Source organism: Streptomyces sp. XM83C (genome assembly GCF_023072675.1).
GTDB classification, from domain to species: domain Bacteria; phylum Actinomycetota; class Actinomycetes; order Streptomycetales; family Streptomycetaceae; genus Streptomyces; species Streptomyces thermocoprophilus.
Genome location: NZ_JALLGL010000129.1, coordinates 1 through 16,562, shown reverse-complemented (window position 1 = coordinate 16,562; position 16,562 = coordinate 1). Strand labels below are relative to the sequence as shown.

Genomic DNA, 16,562 nt, shown 5'->3' with positions numbered 1-16,562 from the left:
GCCCCGCCCCCGCACGCCGAACGGACCGCTCCGGCTGGCGGAGACCCCACCCGCGGTTTCACCTGGTCGTATGACCGACGCTCCCACCGGCTCCCCCTGGGGCCCCGACCACGACGACCGGCGCGTCCACGAGCAGCCACGCACCGCCACCGCCGCGCCGCACGGCCGTCATGAGCCCGAACCGCCCTTCGAGGGCCCCCTGCACGCCCTGTCCCAGGCCGCCTGGCAGGTCGTCCTGCTCACCGGTGTCGCCTCGCTCGTGCTGGGCGTCCTGGTGCTGGTCTGGCCCGGCGCCTCCCTGCTCGCCGCGGGCGTCCTCTTCGGGCTCTACCTGGTGATCAGCGGCGTCTTCCAGCTCGTCGCCGCGTTCGGCACGCACCGCACGACCTCGCTGCGGGTCCTCGCCTTCGTCAGCGGCATGCTGTCGATCGTCCTCGGCCTGTTCTGCTTCCGCGGGCCCATGCAGTCGATCCTGCTGCTCGCCCTGTGGATCGGCATCGGCTGGCTCATCCGCGGCATCACACACACCCTGGCCGCCGCCTCCGACCCGTCGATGCCCGCCCGCGGCTGGCAGGTCTTCCTCGGCATCGTCACCGTCCTCGGCGGCATCGTCCTGATCGACTCCCCTTTCGAGTCCGTCGCCGTGCTCACCCTCGTCGGCGGTATCTGGCTGGTGGCCGTCGGCGCGGTCGAGATCGTCACCGCCGTACGGATCCGCGGCCGGGCCCGGCAGGTCCCGCGCGAGCTGTGAGGACCCCGGCGACCCCGCGCCCCCGCGATCCCCGTGACCCCGCTCCCGCGGGGGTGACCCGAGGGGGCCCGAGCGGGTGCATTTCCGGCGTGGCGCGTCACCGCCGGCCCGGATCCGGGGAGATGACCTGACGTGAGCAGTGCACCACGAGCCGTATTGCGCAGCCAGGCCTGGCTGCGGGCCCTCGTGCTGCTGCTCGCCCTGCTGGCGCCGGGCGTGCACACCGGCCTCGCCGCCACGGCCGCCGCCTCCGCCGAGACCGCCGAGCACGACGTCACCGACACCGTCGCCCTCCGCGTCCCCGTCCGGCCCGCACCCCGTACCGCCGCACCCCTGCGCCCGGCACCGCTGCCGGCGTCCCCGGCCGCCCCGGCGGCGCCCGACCTGGGCGACGGCCGCCGTACGGCCGTACCGCCCCGCTCCCCGTACGCCACGCCCGTGCTCGACTCGGTGGTCCTGCGCTGCTGACCGACGCCTGTTTCCCCAGGTCATCGGTCCGTACGACGCAAGGAGCAGCATCATGCCCACCGACCCCTACGCCGTCCTGCGCGCCCTTCTGCGCGCCGAGGCCCTGCGCAGCGCCCGCCCCGAACCGGGCGGCACGACGCCGCCCCGGCCGCCGGAGCCGGGGCTCGCACACCGGCCTCCGAAGGAACCCGAACGCTGAGCCGACGCGACCGGGCGCCCGGCCGGAGGAACCCCGACACGGGTCCGCCGGGCGCCGTGCCGGGGCCGGAACCGACGGAAGGCGCGACAGAGGCGGAAGACGAGGGCACGCCGGGGCGGTACGGGCGTACGGCTTCCCGGACAGCACCGGCGTACGGCTTCCCGGACAGCACCGGCGCACGGCCTCCCGAGGCGATACGGGCGTACGGCCCCCTGCCCGTACGGCTGTACGGCTGTACGGCGCCCGGCACCCGGCACCCGGCACCCGGCACCCGGCACCCGAGACCGTGCCCCGGCCCCCTACCGCCTCCGCCGCCGCGCCGTGCCGAACAGGGAGCGGGTGATCTCGCGGCCGATCTGCGTGCCGACCGAGCGGGCCAGCGACTTGAACATGCCGCTCCCGACGACCTGTTCGACGACGGAAGCCGGTTCCTTCTCCCGTTCGGTGCGGTGCGCCCCGCCCTCGGACCGCGGGGCCGGAGCTTTGCCCTCACCGGCGGCCTTCTCCTCCGGAGCCTTCTGCTCGGCCTGTGCCGCCCGCGCGGTGAGCTTCTCGTACGCCGATTCCCTGTCCACAGCCTGTGCATAGCGCTCGTACAGCGGCGAGGCCTGCGCCGCCCGGTCCAGCTCCGCCGCGTCCACCGGCCCCATCAGGGACACCGGGGCGCGCAGCCGGGTCGCGGCGACCGGGGTCGGGGCGCCGCTCTCGCTCAGCACCGTCACCACTGCCTCGCCGGTGCCCAGCCCGGTCAGCAGCTCCTCCAGGTCGTACGGGGAGTCCGGGAAGGTCCGCACGGTCGCCTTCAGCGCCTTCTCGTCGTCCGGGGTGAAGGCGCGCAGCGCGTGCTGGACGCGGTTGCCGAGCTGGCCGAGGACATCGGACGGGACGTCCTTCGGGGTCTGCGTCACGAAGAAGACCCCGACCCCTTTCGAGCGAATCAGCCGGACGGTCTGCGTCAGGGAGTCCAGGAACGCCTTCGACGCCCCGTTGAACAACAGATGCGCCTCGTCGAGGAAGAACACCAGCTTGGGCTTGTCGATGTCGCCGACCTCCGGAAGGTCGTGGAAGAGGTCGGCGAGCAGCCACATCAGGAACGTGGAGAACAGCTGCGGCTTGTCCTGCACGGCGGGCAGCTCCAGCACCGACAGCACACCGCGGCCGTCCGGTGCGGTGCGCAGCAGCTCGGCCGTGTCGAACTCCGGCTCGCCGAAGAACGCGCCCATGCCCTGCGCCTCGAACGCGGTCAGCGACCTGAGGATCACCCCGGCCGTCGCCGACGACAGCCCGCCGATGGACTTCAGTTCCGACTTGCCCTCGTCGGAGGTGAGGAAGGCGACGACCGCACGCAGGTCCTTCAGGTCGACCAGCTCCAGCCCTTTGCTGTCGGCGTAGTGGAAGACCAGGCCGAGGGACTGCTCCTGGGTCTGGTTGAGCTGGAGCACCTTCGACAGCAGCAGCGGGCCGAAACTGGTGACGGTGGCCCGTACGGGGATGCCGTGGCCGAGCCCGCCCAGGGCGTAGAACTCGGTGGGGAACCCGGCCGGTTGCCACTCCTGGCCGACCTCCGCGGCACGCGCGCGTACCTTGTCGCCGGGGGCGCCGGGCGCGCTGATGCCGGACAGGTCGCCCTTGATGTCGGCGAGGAAGACCGGCACGCCGTTCGCGGAGAGCTGTTCGGAGATCAGCTGGAGCGTCTTGGTCTTGCCGGTGCCGGTGGCGCCCGCGACCAGGCCGTGCCGGTTGAGCATGGTGAGGGGGATACGCACCGGTGCGTCGGGATGGCACGTTCCGTCCCAGATCAGGGCACCCAGATCGAGCGCCGCGCCCTGGAAGCCGTACCCGGCGGCGATCCGCTCGATGATCTTGCCGGGCTCGTCTGTGGCGCTCATGGACCGACCCCTCATTTCCGGTTTGCCCTAGTCTTTGGCGACTTTTCCAGCGTCGCACTCCGTCTCCGCGGCTGCGCCCGGAAGCCCTTGACCGGTAGGCTTTCCGTGTGATCTTCAAGCGCATCGGAAACGGCCGGCCGTACCCCGACCACGGCCGGGAGAGCACCCGGCAGTGGGCGGACGTCGCACCGCGCCCGGTCCGCCTCGATCAGCTGGTGACCACCAAGCAGCAGCTCGACCTCGAGACCCTGCTCGCCGAGGACTCCACGTTCTACGGCGACCTCTTCGCGCACGTCGTGAAGTGGCAGGGCGATCTGTACCTGGAGGACGGGCTGCACCGGGCGGTCCGCGCCGCGCTCCAGCAGCGCCAGGTGTTGCACGCGCGCGTCCTCGAGCTGGACTGAACCGCCTCCGACCGGGTCGGACCGGGCCGGACCGCTGCCCCTCGGGTAACGGTTTGGCCCTTTCGGGTTCTCTCGGGCACCGTCGAATGATCATCTAGTAGGCACGGCCGCCCGAGCGCACTACGCTGCGCCCATGAGCATGCTGACTCCCCCCGGCATGGGCGGGAAGTACCGGATCACGGGGGACAAGTACCCGCGGATGCGTCGGCCCCGACGACGCGGCAGGCTCGTACTGCTCACCGTGGCCTGCCTCGCCCTCCTCGGCGTGCTCGGCTGGGGCACGCTGCAGCTCATCGACGTGTTCACCGGCAACGGACGGAAGGCCTCCGCGGCGGGTTCCGCGGGCGACTGCGCCGCCACACCGTCGGCGTCGCCCACCGTGAAGACCGTCGCGCTGCCCGCCCCCGGCAGCATCACCGTCAACGTCCTCAACGCCACGCCGCGCGCCGGCCTGGCCCGGCAGACCGCCGACGAGCTGAAGAAGCGCGGCTTCCGCATCGGGCAGGTCGGCAACGCCACCAAGGAGTACGACAAGAAGATCCCCGGCGTGGGCGTGCTGCTCGGCCCCGCATCCGCGCTCGACTCCTCGCTGAAGGTGCTCGGCACCCAGCTGCCCGGCGCCGAGCTGCGCACCGACGCCGCCCGCAAGGGAGACGCCGTCGACCTCATCATCGGCACCGGCTTCACCTCGCTCGACGCCAAGCAGGACGCCGACCGGGCGCTGACCCTGCTGACCCACCCGCAGCCGACGGCGTCCAAGAAGAGCTGCTGAGGCCGGGCCGGCCGACAGGGCGAGGGAGGGCGGGCCGCCGTGGCAGAGCCGCCCGAGGGGGCGAGCCGCCGCGACAGAGCCGCTGAACGTCCGCTGAACGCGGTCCGGCCCCGCGGTTCGGGCCGCGGGGCCGGGAGCCGGCGATCGCCGCCGGAGGCGTTCTCGGCGGGGTCGTTCTCGCCGGGGGTCGTTCTCACAGGGGTGAGCCGGGGTGAGCCGGGCTGAGCCGGGTTGCTCTGTGTCGGCTCGGCGTCGGGGTCGGCCCGGTGTCAGGGGTTACTCGGCGGCGCCGTACAGGCGGTCGCCCGCGTCGCCCAGGCCCGGCACGATGTAGCCGTGCTCGTTGAGGTGGTCGTCGACCGCCGCCGTGACGACCGTGACCGGCGTGCCCGCCAGCTCCCGCTCCATCACCTCGACGCCCTCGGGCGCCGCCAGCAGCACCACGGCCGTCACATCGTCCGCGCCGCGCCGGATCAGCTCCCGGATCGCCGCGACCAGCGTCCCGCCCGTCGCCAGCATCGGGTCCAGCACATACACCTGGCGGCCCGACAGGTCCTCCGGCATGCGCGTGGCGTAGGTGGAGGCCTGCAACGTCTCCTCGTTGCGGATCATGCCCAGGAAGCCGACCTCGGCCGTCGGCAGCAGCCGCATCATCCCGTCGAGCATGCCGAGCCCGGCACGCAGGATCGGCACCACCAGCGGGCGCGGACGGGCCAGCTTGACGCCGGTGGTCTGCGCGACGGGCGTCTGGATGTCGACGGCCTCGGTGCGCACGTCACGCGTGGCCTCGTAGGCGAGCAGGGTGACCAGCTCGTCGGCGAGACGGCGGAAGGTCGCGGAGTCGGTGCGCTGGTCGCGCAGCGTGGTGAGCTTGTGGGCGACCAGAGGGTGGTCGACGACGTGGAGACGCATGTCCACAACAGTAACCGGGCCGCACCGGGCCCTGCTCCCCCACGCAGCGTGAACCCCTCCGCATGGATTTGCGCCGTACGGTGGCGTCGAACCCGCCATCGGTGTGAAAGTCGAGAAAGACACCCGGAGGGAGTGGGGGTGGTGTGCCCGATGCCTGATCTGTCCGACGGGGCCGACGGGGCCGCCCGGGACCGGAGCGGCGCCCCAGGCCGCGCCGCCGGAGAACGGGCCCCGGAGACCGACGCCGAGCGACGCCTCCGGCGCGCGATCTTCCTCCGGGAACTGGCCGAGGCACGCGCGCTGCGCGACCGGGTCCAGCCGCGCCGTGCCAAGACGGCCCGTCTCCGGCACGCCATGCGCATGCGCACGTTCCGGTGGTAGGGGGCGAGTGCGGTGGCCTCGGGACGCGCGGGCGCGGGTGGCCCGACCGGTGCCGGTCCGGGAGCCGGCACCCCGGGGAACGTGACCGTCGCCGGTCTCGGGACCCCGTATCGCGCCCGCGTGACTCGCCGTCGTATTCCGACCGGTCCGGTGTTACGCCGGTGGCGCCGGGGGCGTCCGGACTCACGGCGGTGACGCCGGGGCGCTGCGGCGGTGACGCCGGGTGCTCCACGGCCGTGATCCGGACGCGCCGCGACGGTCACGCCGGCTGCTCTGCGCCGGTGACGCCGTCGTACGGCTGCCGCGCCGCGTACGCCCGTGCTCCGGTGCCGTACGCCCATGACCCCTCCGTGCGCCTCCGGTCCCGCCGTTCGTACCAGCGGTACCGCCGTACGACTCGCCGACACCGCCGTACGACCGCCGGGCCCGGCGCACGCACCCCCGGGTCCGCCGTACGACCGTCGGGACGCCCCGCGCACCCCCGGGTCCCGCCGTACGCGCGTGTGATGTGCCGCACGCCGTCGGCCGCCCGTACGCGCGCGGGGTGCGTCGGACGTCGGTGTTCCCGCCCCCGCGCGTGGGACGCCTGCGGGAAGATCCACGACGGCTTACGTGTTGCGCGGGTGGACGTGCGTGGGCCACGGGAAAAGCCGCGTACGATCCGCACGTGGCGGCGATGAGTCGGGCTGGTGGGCCTGCCGCGGGCGTGCTCGGCGCGTCGGTCTACGCCGTCGCTCACGCCCGGGCGGAACTGCCGGACACAGGGAGCCGAAGACGTCCCCTGAACGCCTTGTTTCTGCCACGATTCCGAGTGGGTGGGGCTCGGAGCCCGAGCTTTCCCACCCGCAACCTCCGCCGGGGGGACCCCCAACCGGCTTGCCTATGACCAGTGGGAGAGTCACGGTGTACTTCGCCGCACTGCTCGCGCGCACCGAAGACGGGTGGGAAGCGAGCGACACAGAGCTCGACGATGTGGAGACCCTGTCGGATCTGGCCGACCTGGCCCGGGAAGCCTCTCCCGACGAGGACACGGTGCTCGTCCTGATCGAGCAGGAGGACGCCTGGTTCGGCGTCGTCCGGGTGGACGGCGAGGAAGACCCGCGGGTCTTCGTCTCCAACGCCGCCATCGCCGCCCGCAGCTCCTACGGCGAGCTGCTCCTCACCGACGAGCTGCTCGGCCGGGAACCCGGCGACGACGATGCCGACCTGGACTCCCTCGACCTCGACGGGACCGAGGACGGCGAGCCCGACTCCGAGGCCGGTGACAGCGACCTGGACGGCGGCGCCGAGGTGCCGCACGGCCCGGTCGGCGACCGGCAGATCCTCGACGACCTCGGGGTCAGCGAGAAGTACCTGCTGGCCCTGGAGGGCGACGCCCTCTCGGAGATCGCCGACGCGCTGGGCGCCTCCGACATCCTGGAGGCCGTCCGCTGACCGTCCCGGACACCTTTGACACCCCCCCGGACCCGGTACGCGACCGCTGGCGGGCCGCGATGCGGCTCGCCCTGGAGCAGGCCGCGCTGGCCGTCCGGGGCGGTGACGTGCCCGTCGGCGCGGTCGTCCTGGCCCCCGACGGTCACACCGTGCTCGCCTCCGGACACAACGAACGCGAGGCGAGCGGCGACCCGACCGGACACGCGGAGATCCTCGCGATCCGCCGGGCTGCCGAGAAGCTCGGCGAGTGGCGGCTGACCGGCTGCACACTCGTCGTCACCCTCGAACCCTGCACGATGTGCGCGGGCGCGATCGTGCAGTCCCGGGTCGACCGGGTCGTCTACGGCGCCCGCGACGACAAGGCGGGCGCGGCCGGTTCCCTCTGGGACGTCGTACGCGACCGCCGGCTCAACCACCGGCCCGAGGTGATCGAAGGCGTCCTCGCGGACGACTGCGCCCGCCTCCTCACCGAGTTCTTCCGCAGCCGCTGACCGGCACGGCGGGTGCCGTGCCCTGAGGCGGGTGCCATGGGGCGGGTGCCCTGCCATGGCGTGCCGTGGCTTGCGGCGCGTCGACCGGCGCGCCCTCGGCTCGCGCCGGTCGGCTCTGTCGGTTCTCCGGTCGGGTTCTCCGTGGGTTCTCCGTGGGTTCTCCGTGGGTTCTCCGTGGGTTCTCCGGCCGGTTCTCCGTGGGTTCTCCGGTCGGCTCTCCTCCGTGGGTTCTCCGGTCGGCTCTCCCTCCGGCTCTTCGAGGGCTCTCCTGCCGTCCGCGTATATCGATTTCTGAGCTGGGCCCGGCGTGCTGTAAGGTCTCCCTCGGTAGCGTGTCCGAGCGGCCGAAGGAGCTCGCCTCGAAAGCGAGTGTGGCGCAAGTCACCGAGGGTTCAAATCCCTCCGCTACCGCTTGGACGAAGGGTCCGGTTCCTGGGACCGGACCCTTCGCGCATCTCGTCTGTCTGCCTGGGAAAAGACCCTGGCCCAAGGGCCGTTGGTCGCCCATCAACATCACCGGGTCGTACACTCGCGGCCGAAGTCGGGTCCGTCGCCGGGCCGGAGTCGAGTCCGTCGCCGGCCGGAGTCGGGCCGCCGTCGGGCAGCGCAGTCGGACAGAACAGGGGAGGCCGCAGTGGCGGTGAACGCGAAGAAGATCGCCGTCTATGTGCTCGTGGTCTTCGCTCTGTACGTGATCATCACCGACCCGGCCAAGGCCGCCGACTATGTGCAGATAGGGTTCGAGGGCATATCGGACGCTGCCAAGGCCATCGGCGAGTTCATGACATGGGTCGCCAATGGGGGCAAGAACTGACCCAGAGTCGACCGGGAGTACGCATGATCCGCCACCTCGTCCTCTTCAAGCTCAACGAGGGCGTCGACCGCGACGACCCCCGTGTGCGGCAGGGCTACGAGGCATTCCGCGCCCTCCCCGGCACCATCGACGAGATCCGCCATTGGGAACTGGGCTGGAACGTCAGCGACCGGCCCATCGCCTACGACTTCGCGATCAACTCGGCGTTCGACGACGCCGACGCCCTCCGCCGGTACGTGGAGCACCCCGACCACCAGGCCGGGGTCGCGCTGTGGCGCGAGTTCTCCACGTGGGTGATCGCCGACTACGAGTTCTAGACCGCCGCCCAGCGGGGTCCGGCCGGCCGCCCAGCGGGGTCCGGCCGGCCGTCGAACGGGCCCGGGCCGGGCGGGTCAGGTCCGGTTCCGCACAACCCTCCGTCGTTTCGACGGAGGGTTTTTGTGGCTTTATGAGGTTGTTTCACCGTCAACACGTTGTTTCGAGGTGCTTGCACACAGTGCACATGTCTTGTGATGCTATGACCGCTTTTGACGGATGAGTTGACCGATCGAACGAGGTGGCGTTGACCGTGTCGGCCAGTACTGCGCCGCCCCAGGAGGCAGCGGCGACCGCCCCGCAGCGCAGCCGCGGCGCCGACACCCGGGCGCTCACACAGGTGCTCTTCGCCCAGCTGAAGGAACTCAAGCCGGGTACGCCGGAGCACAACCGCGTACGCGGGGCGCTCATCGAGGCCAATCTGCCCCTCGTCCGGTACGCCGCCGCGCGGTTCCGGTCGCGCAACGAGCCGATGGAGGACGTCGTCCAGGTCGGCACGATCGGGCTGATCAACGCCATCGACCGCTTCGACCCGGACCGGGGCGTGCAGTTCCCCACCTTCGCGATGCCGACCGTCGTCGGCGAGATCAAGCGGTACTTCCGGGACAACGTCCGCACCGTCCACGTCCCCCGCCGGCTGCACGAGCTGTGGGTCCAGGTCAACAGCGCGACCGAGGACCTCACCACCGCCCACGGCCGCTCCCCCTCCACCGCCGAGATCGCCGAACGGCTGCGGATCAGCGAGGAGGAGGTGCTCTCCTGCATCGAGGCCGGACGGTCGTACCACGCCACCTCCCTCGAAGCCGCCCAGGAGGGCGACGGGCTGCCCGGACTGCTGGACCGGCTCGGATACGAGGACCCCGCACTGGACGGGGTCGAACACCGCGACCTCGTACGGCATCTGCTGGTGCAGCTCCCCGAACGGGAGCAGCGCATCCTGCTGCTGCGGTACTACAACAACCTGACCCAGTCTCAGATCAGCGCCGAACTGGGGGTGTCGCAGATGCACGTGTCGCGGCTACTGGCGCGTAGCTTCCAGCGGCTGCGATCCGCAAACAGGATCGACGCGTAACCGGCACGAGCGAATCGCCCACCTCGGTTTTTGTCGCCTGTTCGCGCCTGAAACCCCCTCAGACCCCCTTCTTGCAGGGCGGATTCGCATCTCGGATGTCGACATGTCACTACAGCGTGTTGCCGACATGTGACATTCTTCCGGAAGCGCGTTTGCCGTGGCTCCGGCTCCGGTATTCAGGTGAAGGCTGGCGTTCCTCCCGCGAGGGGCGTTCGCCACGACCGTCCCGCGACCCAGAGGGGGTGGCATGTCCGCAGACCAGGGCAGCTCCAAGGTGGTGCTCACGCTCGCGAAGGGCGAGGGCGCGCCGGAGGCTCTCGACGCTCTCGAATCCATCGACGAGGTCTCCGTCCTGGCGGCTCCGCCGACCCCGACCGGGGCCGACGGTGCGGGTGTTCCCGGGGACGCCGGTGACCGGGCCGGGGCCGTCGTGGCCGTGGCCGGGGGCGCGAGCGGCTCCGTCGACGCCGCCGACGTGGTCGATTCGGTCGATTCTGTCGACTCCGTCGACGCCGTTGTCACCGGGGCCATCGACACCCGGACCCTGTCACGGTCCCTCTTCCTGCGGCTCGCCGCCCTCGACGAGGACAGCCCCGAGCGGGCCTACGTGCGGGACACCCTCATCGAGCTGAACCTCCCCCTCGTCCGGTACGCCGCCGCGCGGTTCCGGTCGCGCAACGAGCCGATGGAGGACATCGTCCAGGTCGGCACCATCGGGCTGATCAAGGCCATCGACCGGTTCGACTGCGAACGGGGCGTGGAGTTCCCGACGTTCGCCATGCCGACCGTCGTCGGGGAGATCAAGCGGTTCTTCCGTGACACATCGTGGTCCGTGCGTGTGCCGCGCCGGCTGCAGGAGCTGCGGCTCGCCCTCACCAAGGCCAGCGACGAACTGTCGCAGAAGCTCGACCGGTCGCCGACCGTCAGCGAACTCGCCGCCGTGCTCGGGGTGTCCGAGGAGGACGTCGTCGACGGGCTCGCCGTGGGCAACGCCTACACCGCGTCCTCGCTGGACTCCCCGGCGCCGGAGGACGACGGCGGCGAAGGGTCGCTGGCCGACCGGCTCGGGTACGAGGACGCGGCGCTGGAAGGCGTGGAGTACCGGGAGTCGTTGAAGCCGCTGCTGGCCAAGCTGCCGCCTCGGGAGCGGCGGATCATCATGCTGCGATTCTTCGCGAACATGACGCAGTCGCAGATCGGGGAAGAGGTCGGGATCTCGCAGATGCATGTGTCGCGGTTGCTGACGCGGACGTTGGCGCAGCTGCGGGAAGGGTTGATCTCGGACTGAACCGCCTGGGCGGCGGGGGCCTGTGCGCAGTGTCCCCGCGCCCCTTGGGGTGCCTGCGGCGGCCTGTGTCCGAGGGTGCGTGGTTGCGGTAGCGCCTGCTCGCGGTGGGGGGGTCGGGTGCGCGCCGGGGGGTGTCCGTCCTCGGTGCGACGCTCTGTCTCTCAGGTTCGTACCGGGCGTTTTCGCCGCACGCTGCGGGTGGGCACCCCCCGACACGCCCCCTTCCCGCCGCGGGCGGCTGCGGGCCGCCGACGGCCGAGGTCCACGGGCGATCCCGGTGCGAGCGGTCGGGCCGACGTAGCTGCGGGGAGTCGTGCCGCTGGGGCGCTGGGGGTACCCCCTCTGGGGGAGGCACCCCCGTAACGTCCGGGGAAGGGCGTGGTCCCTCTCCGGGGGTTACTTCAGAGCCAGCCAGGCCACCGCTGCGATGATCGCGACGGCGATCACCGCGCCGACGATCAGGCCGACCCGCGGGCCGGAGCCGCGCCGCTCCGGGGTCTGGGGCGCCTCGTCGACGAAGGCACGGAACATCTGGGTGCTGCCGGCGGGGTCGTAGTTGCCCTGGGGGCCCTGGGAGTTAGCCATGGCCCGAGACACTAGCGAATCCGACGTTGCCACCCAAGTGCGGGGCCGACCCCTGTCACACCTGCCCCCACCTGGGTGTTTACGGTCGCAATACTTGCCTTTGCCAAGTTTTTAGTTCCATCCGGACCAGTTTATTTGCCTGTGGCAACCAAGCACTCCTATGGTTGCCCTAAGCAACAAATCCGGGAGACGTGAGATGGCCGCAAAGGCGCAGTACGAGGAGCTGATCCGTCAGTTCAGCGCCTTCGGTGCCGTGAAACGGGAGCTGGGACGCATCCTGCCGTCCGACTGCCCCAGCGGCTCCGCCGCCGTCCTGACCCTGCTCGCCCGCTACGGCGACATGCGCATGAGCAAGCTCGCCGACCTCCTGGCCGTGGACATGTCGGTCACCAGCCGCCACGTCGCACACCTCGCCGAACGCGGCTGGATCCAGCGCTCCCCCGACCCGGCGGACAAGCGCTCACGCATCGTGCACCTCACGCCGGAAGGCGAGCACAAGCTCGACGAGATGTCCGAGGAGACCACACGGCTCCTCGCGGAGCGGCTCGCCGACTGGAGCGACGAGGAGGTCGCCCAGCTCACCCGGCTCATGACCCGGCTGCGCGCCAGCTTCGACGACTGCCGCGACCGGCACCCGTCTCCCGGTCTCGAGTCGACCACCCGTACACCCGCAAGCACGTAAGTAAAGGAAGCCCATGGCAACGACCACACCAGCCGGTGTGCGGGCTCATGCCAAGCACGGGGGAGGCTCCTCCGACAGCCACGCTCCGATGACGCACCGGCAGATCATGGAGGCGCTCTCCGGGCTGCTGCTCGGCATGTTCGCCGCCATCCTGTCGTCCACCATCGTCTCCAACGCCCTGCCCGAGATCATCAGCGACCTCGGCGGCGGACAGAGCGCGTACACCTGGGTCGTCACCGCCTCACTGCTCGCGATGACGGCCACCACCCCCCTGTGGGGCAAGCTCGCCGACCTGCTCAGCAAGAAGGCGCTCGTCCAGATAGCCCTGGTCGTCTACATCGCGGGCTCGGTCGTCGCCGGTCTGGCGCAGAACCCCGGCATGCTGATCACCGCGCGGGTCGTGCAGGGCGTCGGCGCCGGCGGTCTGTCCGCCCTGGCGCAGATCATCATGGCGGCGATGATCTCGCCGCGTGAGCGCGGCCGTTACTCCGGCTACCTGGGCGCCACCTTCGCCGTCGCCACCGTCGGCGGCCCGCTGATCGGCGGTGTCATCACCGACACCAGCTGGCTGGGCTGGCGCTGGTGCCTGTACGTCGGTGTGCCGTTCGCGCTGATCGCGCTCGTGGTGCTGCAGAAGACGCTGCATCTGCCGGAGACCCGGCGCAAGGTGAAGGTCGACTGGGCCGGCGCCTTCTTCATCACCGCCGCTGTCTGCCTGTTGCTGATCTGGGTCACCTTCGCCGACGACAAGTACGACTGGATGTCGTGGCAGACCGGTGTGATGGTCGGCGGCTCGGTGCTCCTCACGCTGCTGTTCGTGTTCACCGAGACCAGGGCCAGCGAGCCGATCATCCCGCTGCGCCTGTTCCGCAACCGCACGATCACGCTGGCGTCGCTGGCGTCCCTGCTCGTCGGTGTCGCGATGTTCGCCGGCACGGTCTTCTTCAGCCAGTACTTCCAGCTGGCCCGGGACAAGTCCCCGACGATGTCCGGCGTCATGACCATCCCGATGATCGGCGGCCTGTTCGTCTCCTCCACGGTCTCCGGCCAGATCATCACCCGCACCGGCAAGTGGAAGGCATGGCTGCTCGCGGGCGGTGTCCTGCTCACGGCCGGTCTCGGCCTGCTGGGCACCATGCGCTACGACACCGCGTACTGGCACATCGCGCTGTTCATGGCGCTGATGGGTCTCGGCGTCGGCATGATGATGCAGAACCTGGTGCTGTGCACGCAGAACCAGGTCGCCCCGAGCGACCTCGGCGCCGCGTCCTCCACGGTCACCTTCTTCCGCTCTCTCGGCGGTGCGGTCGGCGTCTCCGTGCTCGGCTCGGTGATGACCACCCGTATCGGCCACTACGCCAAGGAGACCATCGGGCAGCTCAGCCCGCAGGAGCAGGCGGGCGCCGCCAAGGCGTCCGGCAGCGGACAGCTGCCCGACATGGACGCGCTGCCCACCGGCATCCGCACCTGGCTGGAGAGCGCCTACGGGCACGGCATCGCCGACATCTTCCTGTACGTCGCCCCGGTCGCGCTTCTCGCGTTCCTGGTGACCCTGTTCATCAAGGAGGTGCCGCTGCGCACCACCGGTGCCCTCGCCCAGGCCGCCGAAGCCGGCGCCGAGGCCTCGGCGCCGGTCGCCGCCGAGGCCGCCGCCCCGGCCGACGGCACCCCGCACACCGCCGGTGACGACACCCCGACCGCCGAGGAGCAATCCGTGCCCGCTGGTTCCGGCATCCCGGTCCGCGGCTTCGTCCGCGGCGCCGAGAACGCGCCCGTCCCGCGGGCCGCCGTCACGCTGATCTCGCTCTCCGGGCGCCAGCTGGGCCGCGGCGTCGCCCAGGCCGACGGCTCCTACGCGCTCGACGCGCCGGGCACGGGATCGTACGTCCTGATCGCCTCCGCCGACGGCTACCAGCCGCAGGCCTCGACGATCGTCGTCCACGACGAGCCGCTCGCCTACGACGTGCTGCTCAGCGGCACCAGCGGCCTCACCGGCGTCGTCCGCGCCGCCGAGACCGCGCGGCCCGTGAAGGACGCCATGGTCGTCGTCACCGATGTGCGCGGCGACCTGCTGGCCACGGCCACCACCGGTGAGGACGGCGAGTTCTCCTTCGCCGAGCTGGTGCCGGGCAGCGTCACCGTCGCCGTGAACGCCGCCGGGTTCCGGCCGCGGGCCCTGCCCGTCGAGATCGGCGGCACCGGCGTCACCCGCGTCGAGGCCGACCTCGACGCCGGCGCCCAGGTGCAGGGCGTCGTACGCGCCCCGCACGGCCCGCTCGCCGACGCCCGCGTCACCCTCGTCGACGCCGCCGGCAACGTCGTCGGCAACGCCACCACCGGCTCCGACGGGGCGTACGCCTTCACCGACCTGGACAGCGGCGAGTACACCGTCATCGCAACGGGCTACCCGCCCGTGGCGACGAGCCTCACCGTGACCGGCGGCGGCACCGACGGCCACGACATCGAACTCGCCCACCCCGGCGAGTAGCCCACAGCCCCGGCCCGCGGCGGGCAGGCACGTCCTCGGGTGGAGGACGTGCCCCCGTCGCGGGCCGGATTCACCGCGGGCCGGATTCGTTCACCGGATGCATTCAGCGGCTGCGTTCACCTGCCGCATTCACCGGATTCTTTCGTCCGACCGATTCATCACCTCTTCACGACCGACTTTTCACCCCTTCACGGGGCCTTCGCAGGGAGAGAACACGGGATGGCACTTGCCGCGAGGATCCGCACCCGCGACGGATGGGCCGTGTCGCACGCCGTCGTCACGGTGACCGACGCGACCGGCACGCAGATCCTGCGCGCCGAGGCGGACACCGACGGCACCGTACGGGACACGACCGAGCTGGCGCCCGGCGCGTACACGGTCATCGTCACCGCCGTCGGATACGCCCCGGCCGCCGCCGGCGCCATCGTCACCGCGAGCGGACGCGCCGACGTCGGCACGATCACCCTCGCCCGGCAGGGCGGCACCGAGCTGCCCCCGCCCGGCCCGTGGACCGTCGACCCCGCTCACTCCACGGTCGGCGCCGTCGCCCAGCACCTCGGCATCTCCAGCGTGCGGGGCCGGTTCACCGACTTCACCGCCTCCGTGGAGATCGCCCCCGACGACATCACCAAGTCCCGCGTGGAGGCGGTGATCCGGGCCGCGTCCATCGACACCGGCAACCGCATGCGGGACGAGCATCTGCGCTCCGCCGACTTCCTCGACGTCGAGAAGCACCCCGAGATCACCTACCGTTCCGGCGGGCTGACCGCCGTCGGCACCGACCGGTGGACCGTCCACGGCGAACTGTCACTGCACGGCGTCGTACGGCCCGTCGACCTCGACCTCGCCTACCTCGGCACCGGCGCCGACCCCTGGGGCGGCACCCGCGCCGCGTTCCGGGCCACCACCGAACTCCACCGCGACGACTTCGCCATGAACTACAACCAGATCGTGCAGGCCGGCATCGCCGCCATCGGCACCACCCTGAAGGTCGAGCTGGAGATCCAGGCCGTGCAGGGCGACACGCTGCCCCAGGCGTAGGCACAGCAGGGTCAGGCAGGGCGGGGCCCGGTGCACTTAGGCTGCGAGACATGGCACCGAACATCGCGACGAACACGCGCGTATCGCTGGACGAGCTGCTGGACTTCGTACGGCCCCGCCACCGGGCCCTGCTGATCACCCGCCGGTCCGACGGCAGCCCCCAGGCCTCCCCGCTGACCTGCGGAGTCGACGACTCCGGGCGGCTCGTCGTCTCCACGTACCCGGAGCGGGCCAAGACCCGCAACGCCAAGCGGGACGCGCGGGTCAGCGTGGTCGTGCTGAGCGACGAGTGGAACGGGCCCTGGGTGCAGATCGACGGCACCGCCGAGGTCATCGACGCCCCCGACTCCGTCGAGCCGCTCGTGGAGTACTACCGGAACATCGCCGGGGAGCACCCCGACTGGGACGAGTACCGCGCGGCCATGGTCAAGCAGGGCAAGTCGATCATCCGTGTCACGCCGGAGCGGTGGGGACCCGTCGCCACCGGCGGGTTCCCGGCGCGGCTCGTGGAGAACGACGGGCAGTAGGCAGGACCGGGCGGTATCCCTTGGGGGGCTGGGGCGCGCTTGGCGGGCG

At 71.5% G+C, this 16,562-nt stretch carries 19 protein-coding genes and 1 tRNA gene; 17 read left to right on the top strand and 3 right to left on the bottom strand.

Annotated elements, in window-relative coordinates; genetic code table 11:
* The first annotated feature begins 70 nt into the window (after positions 1-70).
* The 3 genes from MTQ10_RS16380 (at position 71) to MTQ10_RS16370 (ending at position 1,418) form a co-directional block, all read left to right on the top strand.
* Positions 71-751 carry an HdeD family acid-resistance protein gene (locus tag MTQ10_RS16380; protein ID WP_247468565.1) on the top strand — a complete coding sequence of 227 codons (681 nt, stop codon included), beginning with the start codon at positions 71-73 and terminating at the stop codon, positions 749-751.
* Positions 752-883: 132 nt separating this feature from the next.
* Positions 884-1,219 carry a hypothetical protein gene (locus MTQ10_RS16375; RefSeq protein ID WP_247468561.1) on the top strand — a complete coding sequence of 112 codons (336 nt, stop codon included), beginning with the start codon at positions 884-886 and terminating at the stop codon, positions 1,217-1,219.
* Positions 1,220-1,271: 52 nt separating this feature from the next.
* On the top strand, positions 1,272-1,418 hold the full coding sequence (locus MTQ10_RS16370; RefSeq protein ID WP_247468558.1) for a hypothetical protein: 147 nt from the start codon (positions 1,272-1,274) through the stop codon (positions 1,416-1,418).
* Positions 1,419-1,717: 299 nt separating this feature from the next.
* Here the strand turns inward: MTQ10_RS16370 and MTQ10_RS16365 are convergent, their stop codons facing one another.
* Positions 1,718-3,307 carry a helicase HerA-like domain-containing protein gene (locus tag MTQ10_RS16365; protein ID WP_247468555.1) on the bottom strand — a complete coding sequence of 530 codons (1,590 nt, stop codon included), beginning with the start codon at positions 3,305-3,307 and terminating at the stop codon, positions 1,718-1,720.
* 107 nt (positions 3,308-3,414) lie between these two features.
* Here MTQ10_RS16365 and MTQ10_RS16360 point away from each other — a divergent pair, with 107 nt between their 5' ends.
* Positions 3,415-3,711 (top strand): type II toxin-antitoxin system VapB family antitoxin, encoded by a 297-nt coding sequence (locus MTQ10_RS16360; protein WP_004943146.1) that lies wholly within the window; start codon positions 3,415-3,417, stop codon positions 3,709-3,711.
* A 133-nt stretch (positions 3,712-3,844) separates the two neighbouring features.
* Positions 3,845-4,483, top strand: a complete 639-nt coding sequence (locus MTQ10_RS16355) for a LytR C-terminal domain-containing protein (protein WP_247468537.1) — start codon at positions 3,845-3,847, stop codon at positions 4,481-4,483.
* A 276-nt stretch (positions 4,484-4,759) separates the two neighbouring features.
* Here the strand turns inward: MTQ10_RS16355 and upp are convergent, their stop codons facing one another.
* Positions 4,760-5,395 (bottom strand): uracil phosphoribosyltransferase, encoded by a 636-nt coding sequence (upp, locus tag MTQ10_RS16350; protein WP_247468534.1) that lies wholly within the window; start codon positions 5,393-5,395, stop codon positions 4,760-4,762.
* A gap of 150 nt (positions 5,396-5,545) precedes the next feature.
* On the opposite strand from upp, the gene MTQ10_RS16345 reads away from it, so the two are divergent.
* The 8 genes from MTQ10_RS16345 to MTQ10_RS16310 all read left to right on the top strand — a co-directional run bounded on the left by MTQ10_RS16345 (position 5,546) and on the right by MTQ10_RS16310 (position 11,190).
* Positions 5,546-5,776 (top strand): hypothetical protein, encoded by a 231-nt coding sequence (locus tag MTQ10_RS16345; protein ID WP_247468530.1) that lies wholly within the window; start codon positions 5,546-5,548, stop codon positions 5,774-5,776.
* Positions 5,777-6,679: 903 nt separating this feature from the next.
* Positions 6,680-7,210 carry a tRNA adenosine deaminase-associated protein gene (locus MTQ10_RS16340; protein ID WP_247468568.1) on the top strand — a complete coding sequence of 177 codons (531 nt, stop codon included), beginning with the start codon at positions 6,680-6,682 and terminating at the stop codon, positions 7,208-7,210.
* A gap of 59 nt (positions 7,211-7,269) precedes the next feature.
* The gene (tadA, locus tag MTQ10_RS16335; protein WP_247468527.1) at positions 7,270-7,701 is read left to right on the top strand and encodes a tRNA adenosine(34) deaminase TadA; all 432 of its coding nucleotides are present in this window, start codon (positions 7,270-7,272) and stop codon (positions 7,699-7,701) included.
* Between the two features lie 326 nt (positions 7,702-8,027).
* Positions 8,028-8,112, top strand: a tRNA-Ser gene (locus MTQ10_RS16330).
* Positions 8,113-8,335: 223 nt separating this feature from the next.
* On the top strand, positions 8,336-8,515 hold the full coding sequence (locus MTQ10_RS16325) for a hypothetical protein (protein ID WP_247468524.1): 180 nt from the start codon (positions 8,336-8,338) through the stop codon (positions 8,513-8,515).
* A gap of 23 nt (positions 8,516-8,538) precedes the next feature.
* On the top strand, positions 8,539-8,832 hold the full coding sequence (locus tag MTQ10_RS16320) for a Dabb family protein (RefSeq protein WP_247468521.1): 294 nt from the start codon (positions 8,539-8,541) through the stop codon (positions 8,830-8,832).
* Positions 8,833-9,071: 239 nt separating this feature from the next.
* Positions 9,072-9,902 (top strand): RNA polymerase sigma factor SigF, encoded by an 831-nt coding sequence (locus tag MTQ10_RS16315; protein ID WP_247468519.1) that lies wholly within the window; start codon positions 9,072-9,074, stop codon positions 9,900-9,902.
* Between the two features lie 247 nt (positions 9,903-10,149).
* Positions 10,150-11,190, top strand: coding sequence for an RNA polymerase sigma factor SigF (locus MTQ10_RS16310; RefSeq protein ID WP_247468517.1), 1,041 nt, complete (start codon positions 10,150-10,152; stop codon positions 11,188-11,190).
* Positions 11,191-11,586: 396 nt separating this feature from the next.
* Here the strand turns inward: MTQ10_RS16310 and MTQ10_RS16305 are convergent, their stop codons facing one another.
* On the bottom strand, positions 11,587-11,775 hold the full coding sequence (locus tag MTQ10_RS16305) for a hypothetical protein (protein WP_247468515.1): 189 nt from the start codon (positions 11,773-11,775) through the stop codon (positions 11,587-11,589).
* Positions 11,776-11,971: 196 nt separating this feature from the next.
* On the opposite strand from MTQ10_RS16305, the gene MTQ10_RS16300 reads away from it, so the two are divergent.
* The 4 genes from MTQ10_RS16300 to MTQ10_RS16285 all read left to right on the top strand — a co-directional run bounded on the left by MTQ10_RS16300 (position 11,972) and on the right by MTQ10_RS16285 (position 16,513).
* Entirely contained in the window at positions 11,972-12,457 is a 486-nt protein-coding gene (locus tag MTQ10_RS16300; RefSeq protein WP_247468512.1) for a MarR family winged helix-turn-helix transcriptional regulator, read from the top strand.
* Between the two features lie 13 nt (positions 12,458-12,470).
* Positions 12,471-14,945 (top strand): MFS transporter, encoded by a 2,475-nt coding sequence (locus MTQ10_RS16295; protein WP_247468509.1) that lies wholly within the window; start codon positions 12,471-12,473, stop codon positions 14,943-14,945.
* A 219-nt stretch (positions 14,946-15,164) separates the two neighbouring features.
* The gene (locus MTQ10_RS16290; protein WP_247468507.1) at positions 15,165-15,986 is read left to right on the top strand and encodes a YceI family protein; all 822 of its coding nucleotides are present in this window, start codon (positions 15,165-15,167) and stop codon (positions 15,984-15,986) included.
* 50 nt (positions 15,987-16,036) lie between these two features.
* Positions 16,037-16,513: a PPOX class F420-dependent oxidoreductase gene (locus MTQ10_RS16285; RefSeq protein WP_247468503.1), complete on the top strand. Its 477-nt coding sequence runs from the start codon at positions 16,037-16,039 to the stop codon at positions 16,511-16,513.
* The last annotated feature ends 49 nt before the right edge of the window (positions 16,514-16,562 follow it).

Coding starts and splice junctions, on each gene's coding strand:
- MTQ10_RS16380 (WP_247468565.1), top strand. CDS start 71: ATGACCGACGCTCCCACCGGCTCCCCCTGGGGCCCCGACCACGACGAC.
- MTQ10_RS16370 (WP_247468558.1), top strand. CDS start 1,272: ATGCCCACCGACCCCTACGCCGTCCTGCGCGCCCTTCTGCGCGCCGAG.
- MTQ10_RS16365 (WP_247468555.1), bottom strand. CDS start 3,307: ATGAGCGCCACAGACGAGCCCGGCAAGATCATCGAGCGGATCGCCGCC.
- MTQ10_RS16355 (WP_247468537.1), top strand. CDS start 3,845: ATGAGCATGCTGACTCCCCCCGGCATGGGCGGGAAGTACCGGATCACG.
- upp (WP_247468534.1), bottom strand. CDS start 5,395: ATGCGTCTCCACGTCGTCGACCACCCTCTGGTCGCCCACAAGCTCACC.
- MTQ10_RS16345 (WP_247468530.1), top strand. CDS start 5,546: ATGCCTGATCTGTCCGACGGGGCCGACGGGGCCGCCCGGGACCGGAGC.
- tadA (WP_247468527.1), top strand. CDS start 7,270: ATGCGGCTCGCCCTGGAGCAGGCCGCGCTGGCCGTCCGGGGCGGTGAC.
- MTQ10_RS16320 (WP_247468521.1), top strand. CDS start 8,539: ATGATCCGCCACCTCGTCCTCTTCAAGCTCAACGAGGGCGTCGACCGC.
- MTQ10_RS16310 (WP_247468517.1), top strand. CDS start 10,150: ATGTCCGCAGACCAGGGCAGCTCCAAGGTGGTGCTCACGCTCGCGAAG.
- MTQ10_RS16305 (WP_247468515.1), bottom strand. CDS start 11,775: ATGGCTAACTCCCAGGGCCCCCAGGGCAACTACGACCCCGCCGGCAGC.
- MTQ10_RS16300 (WP_247468512.1), top strand. CDS start 11,972: ATGGCCGCAAAGGCGCAGTACGAGGAGCTGATCCGTCAGTTCAGCGCC.
- MTQ10_RS16295 (WP_247468509.1), top strand. CDS start 12,471: ATGGCAACGACCACACCAGCCGGTGTGCGGGCTCATGCCAAGCACGGG.
- MTQ10_RS16290 (WP_247468507.1), top strand. CDS start 15,165: ATGGCACTTGCCGCGAGGATCCGCACCCGCGACGGATGGGCCGTGTCG.
- MTQ10_RS16285 (WP_247468503.1), top strand. CDS start 16,037: ATGGCACCGAACATCGCGACGAACACGCGCGTATCGCTGGACGAGCTG.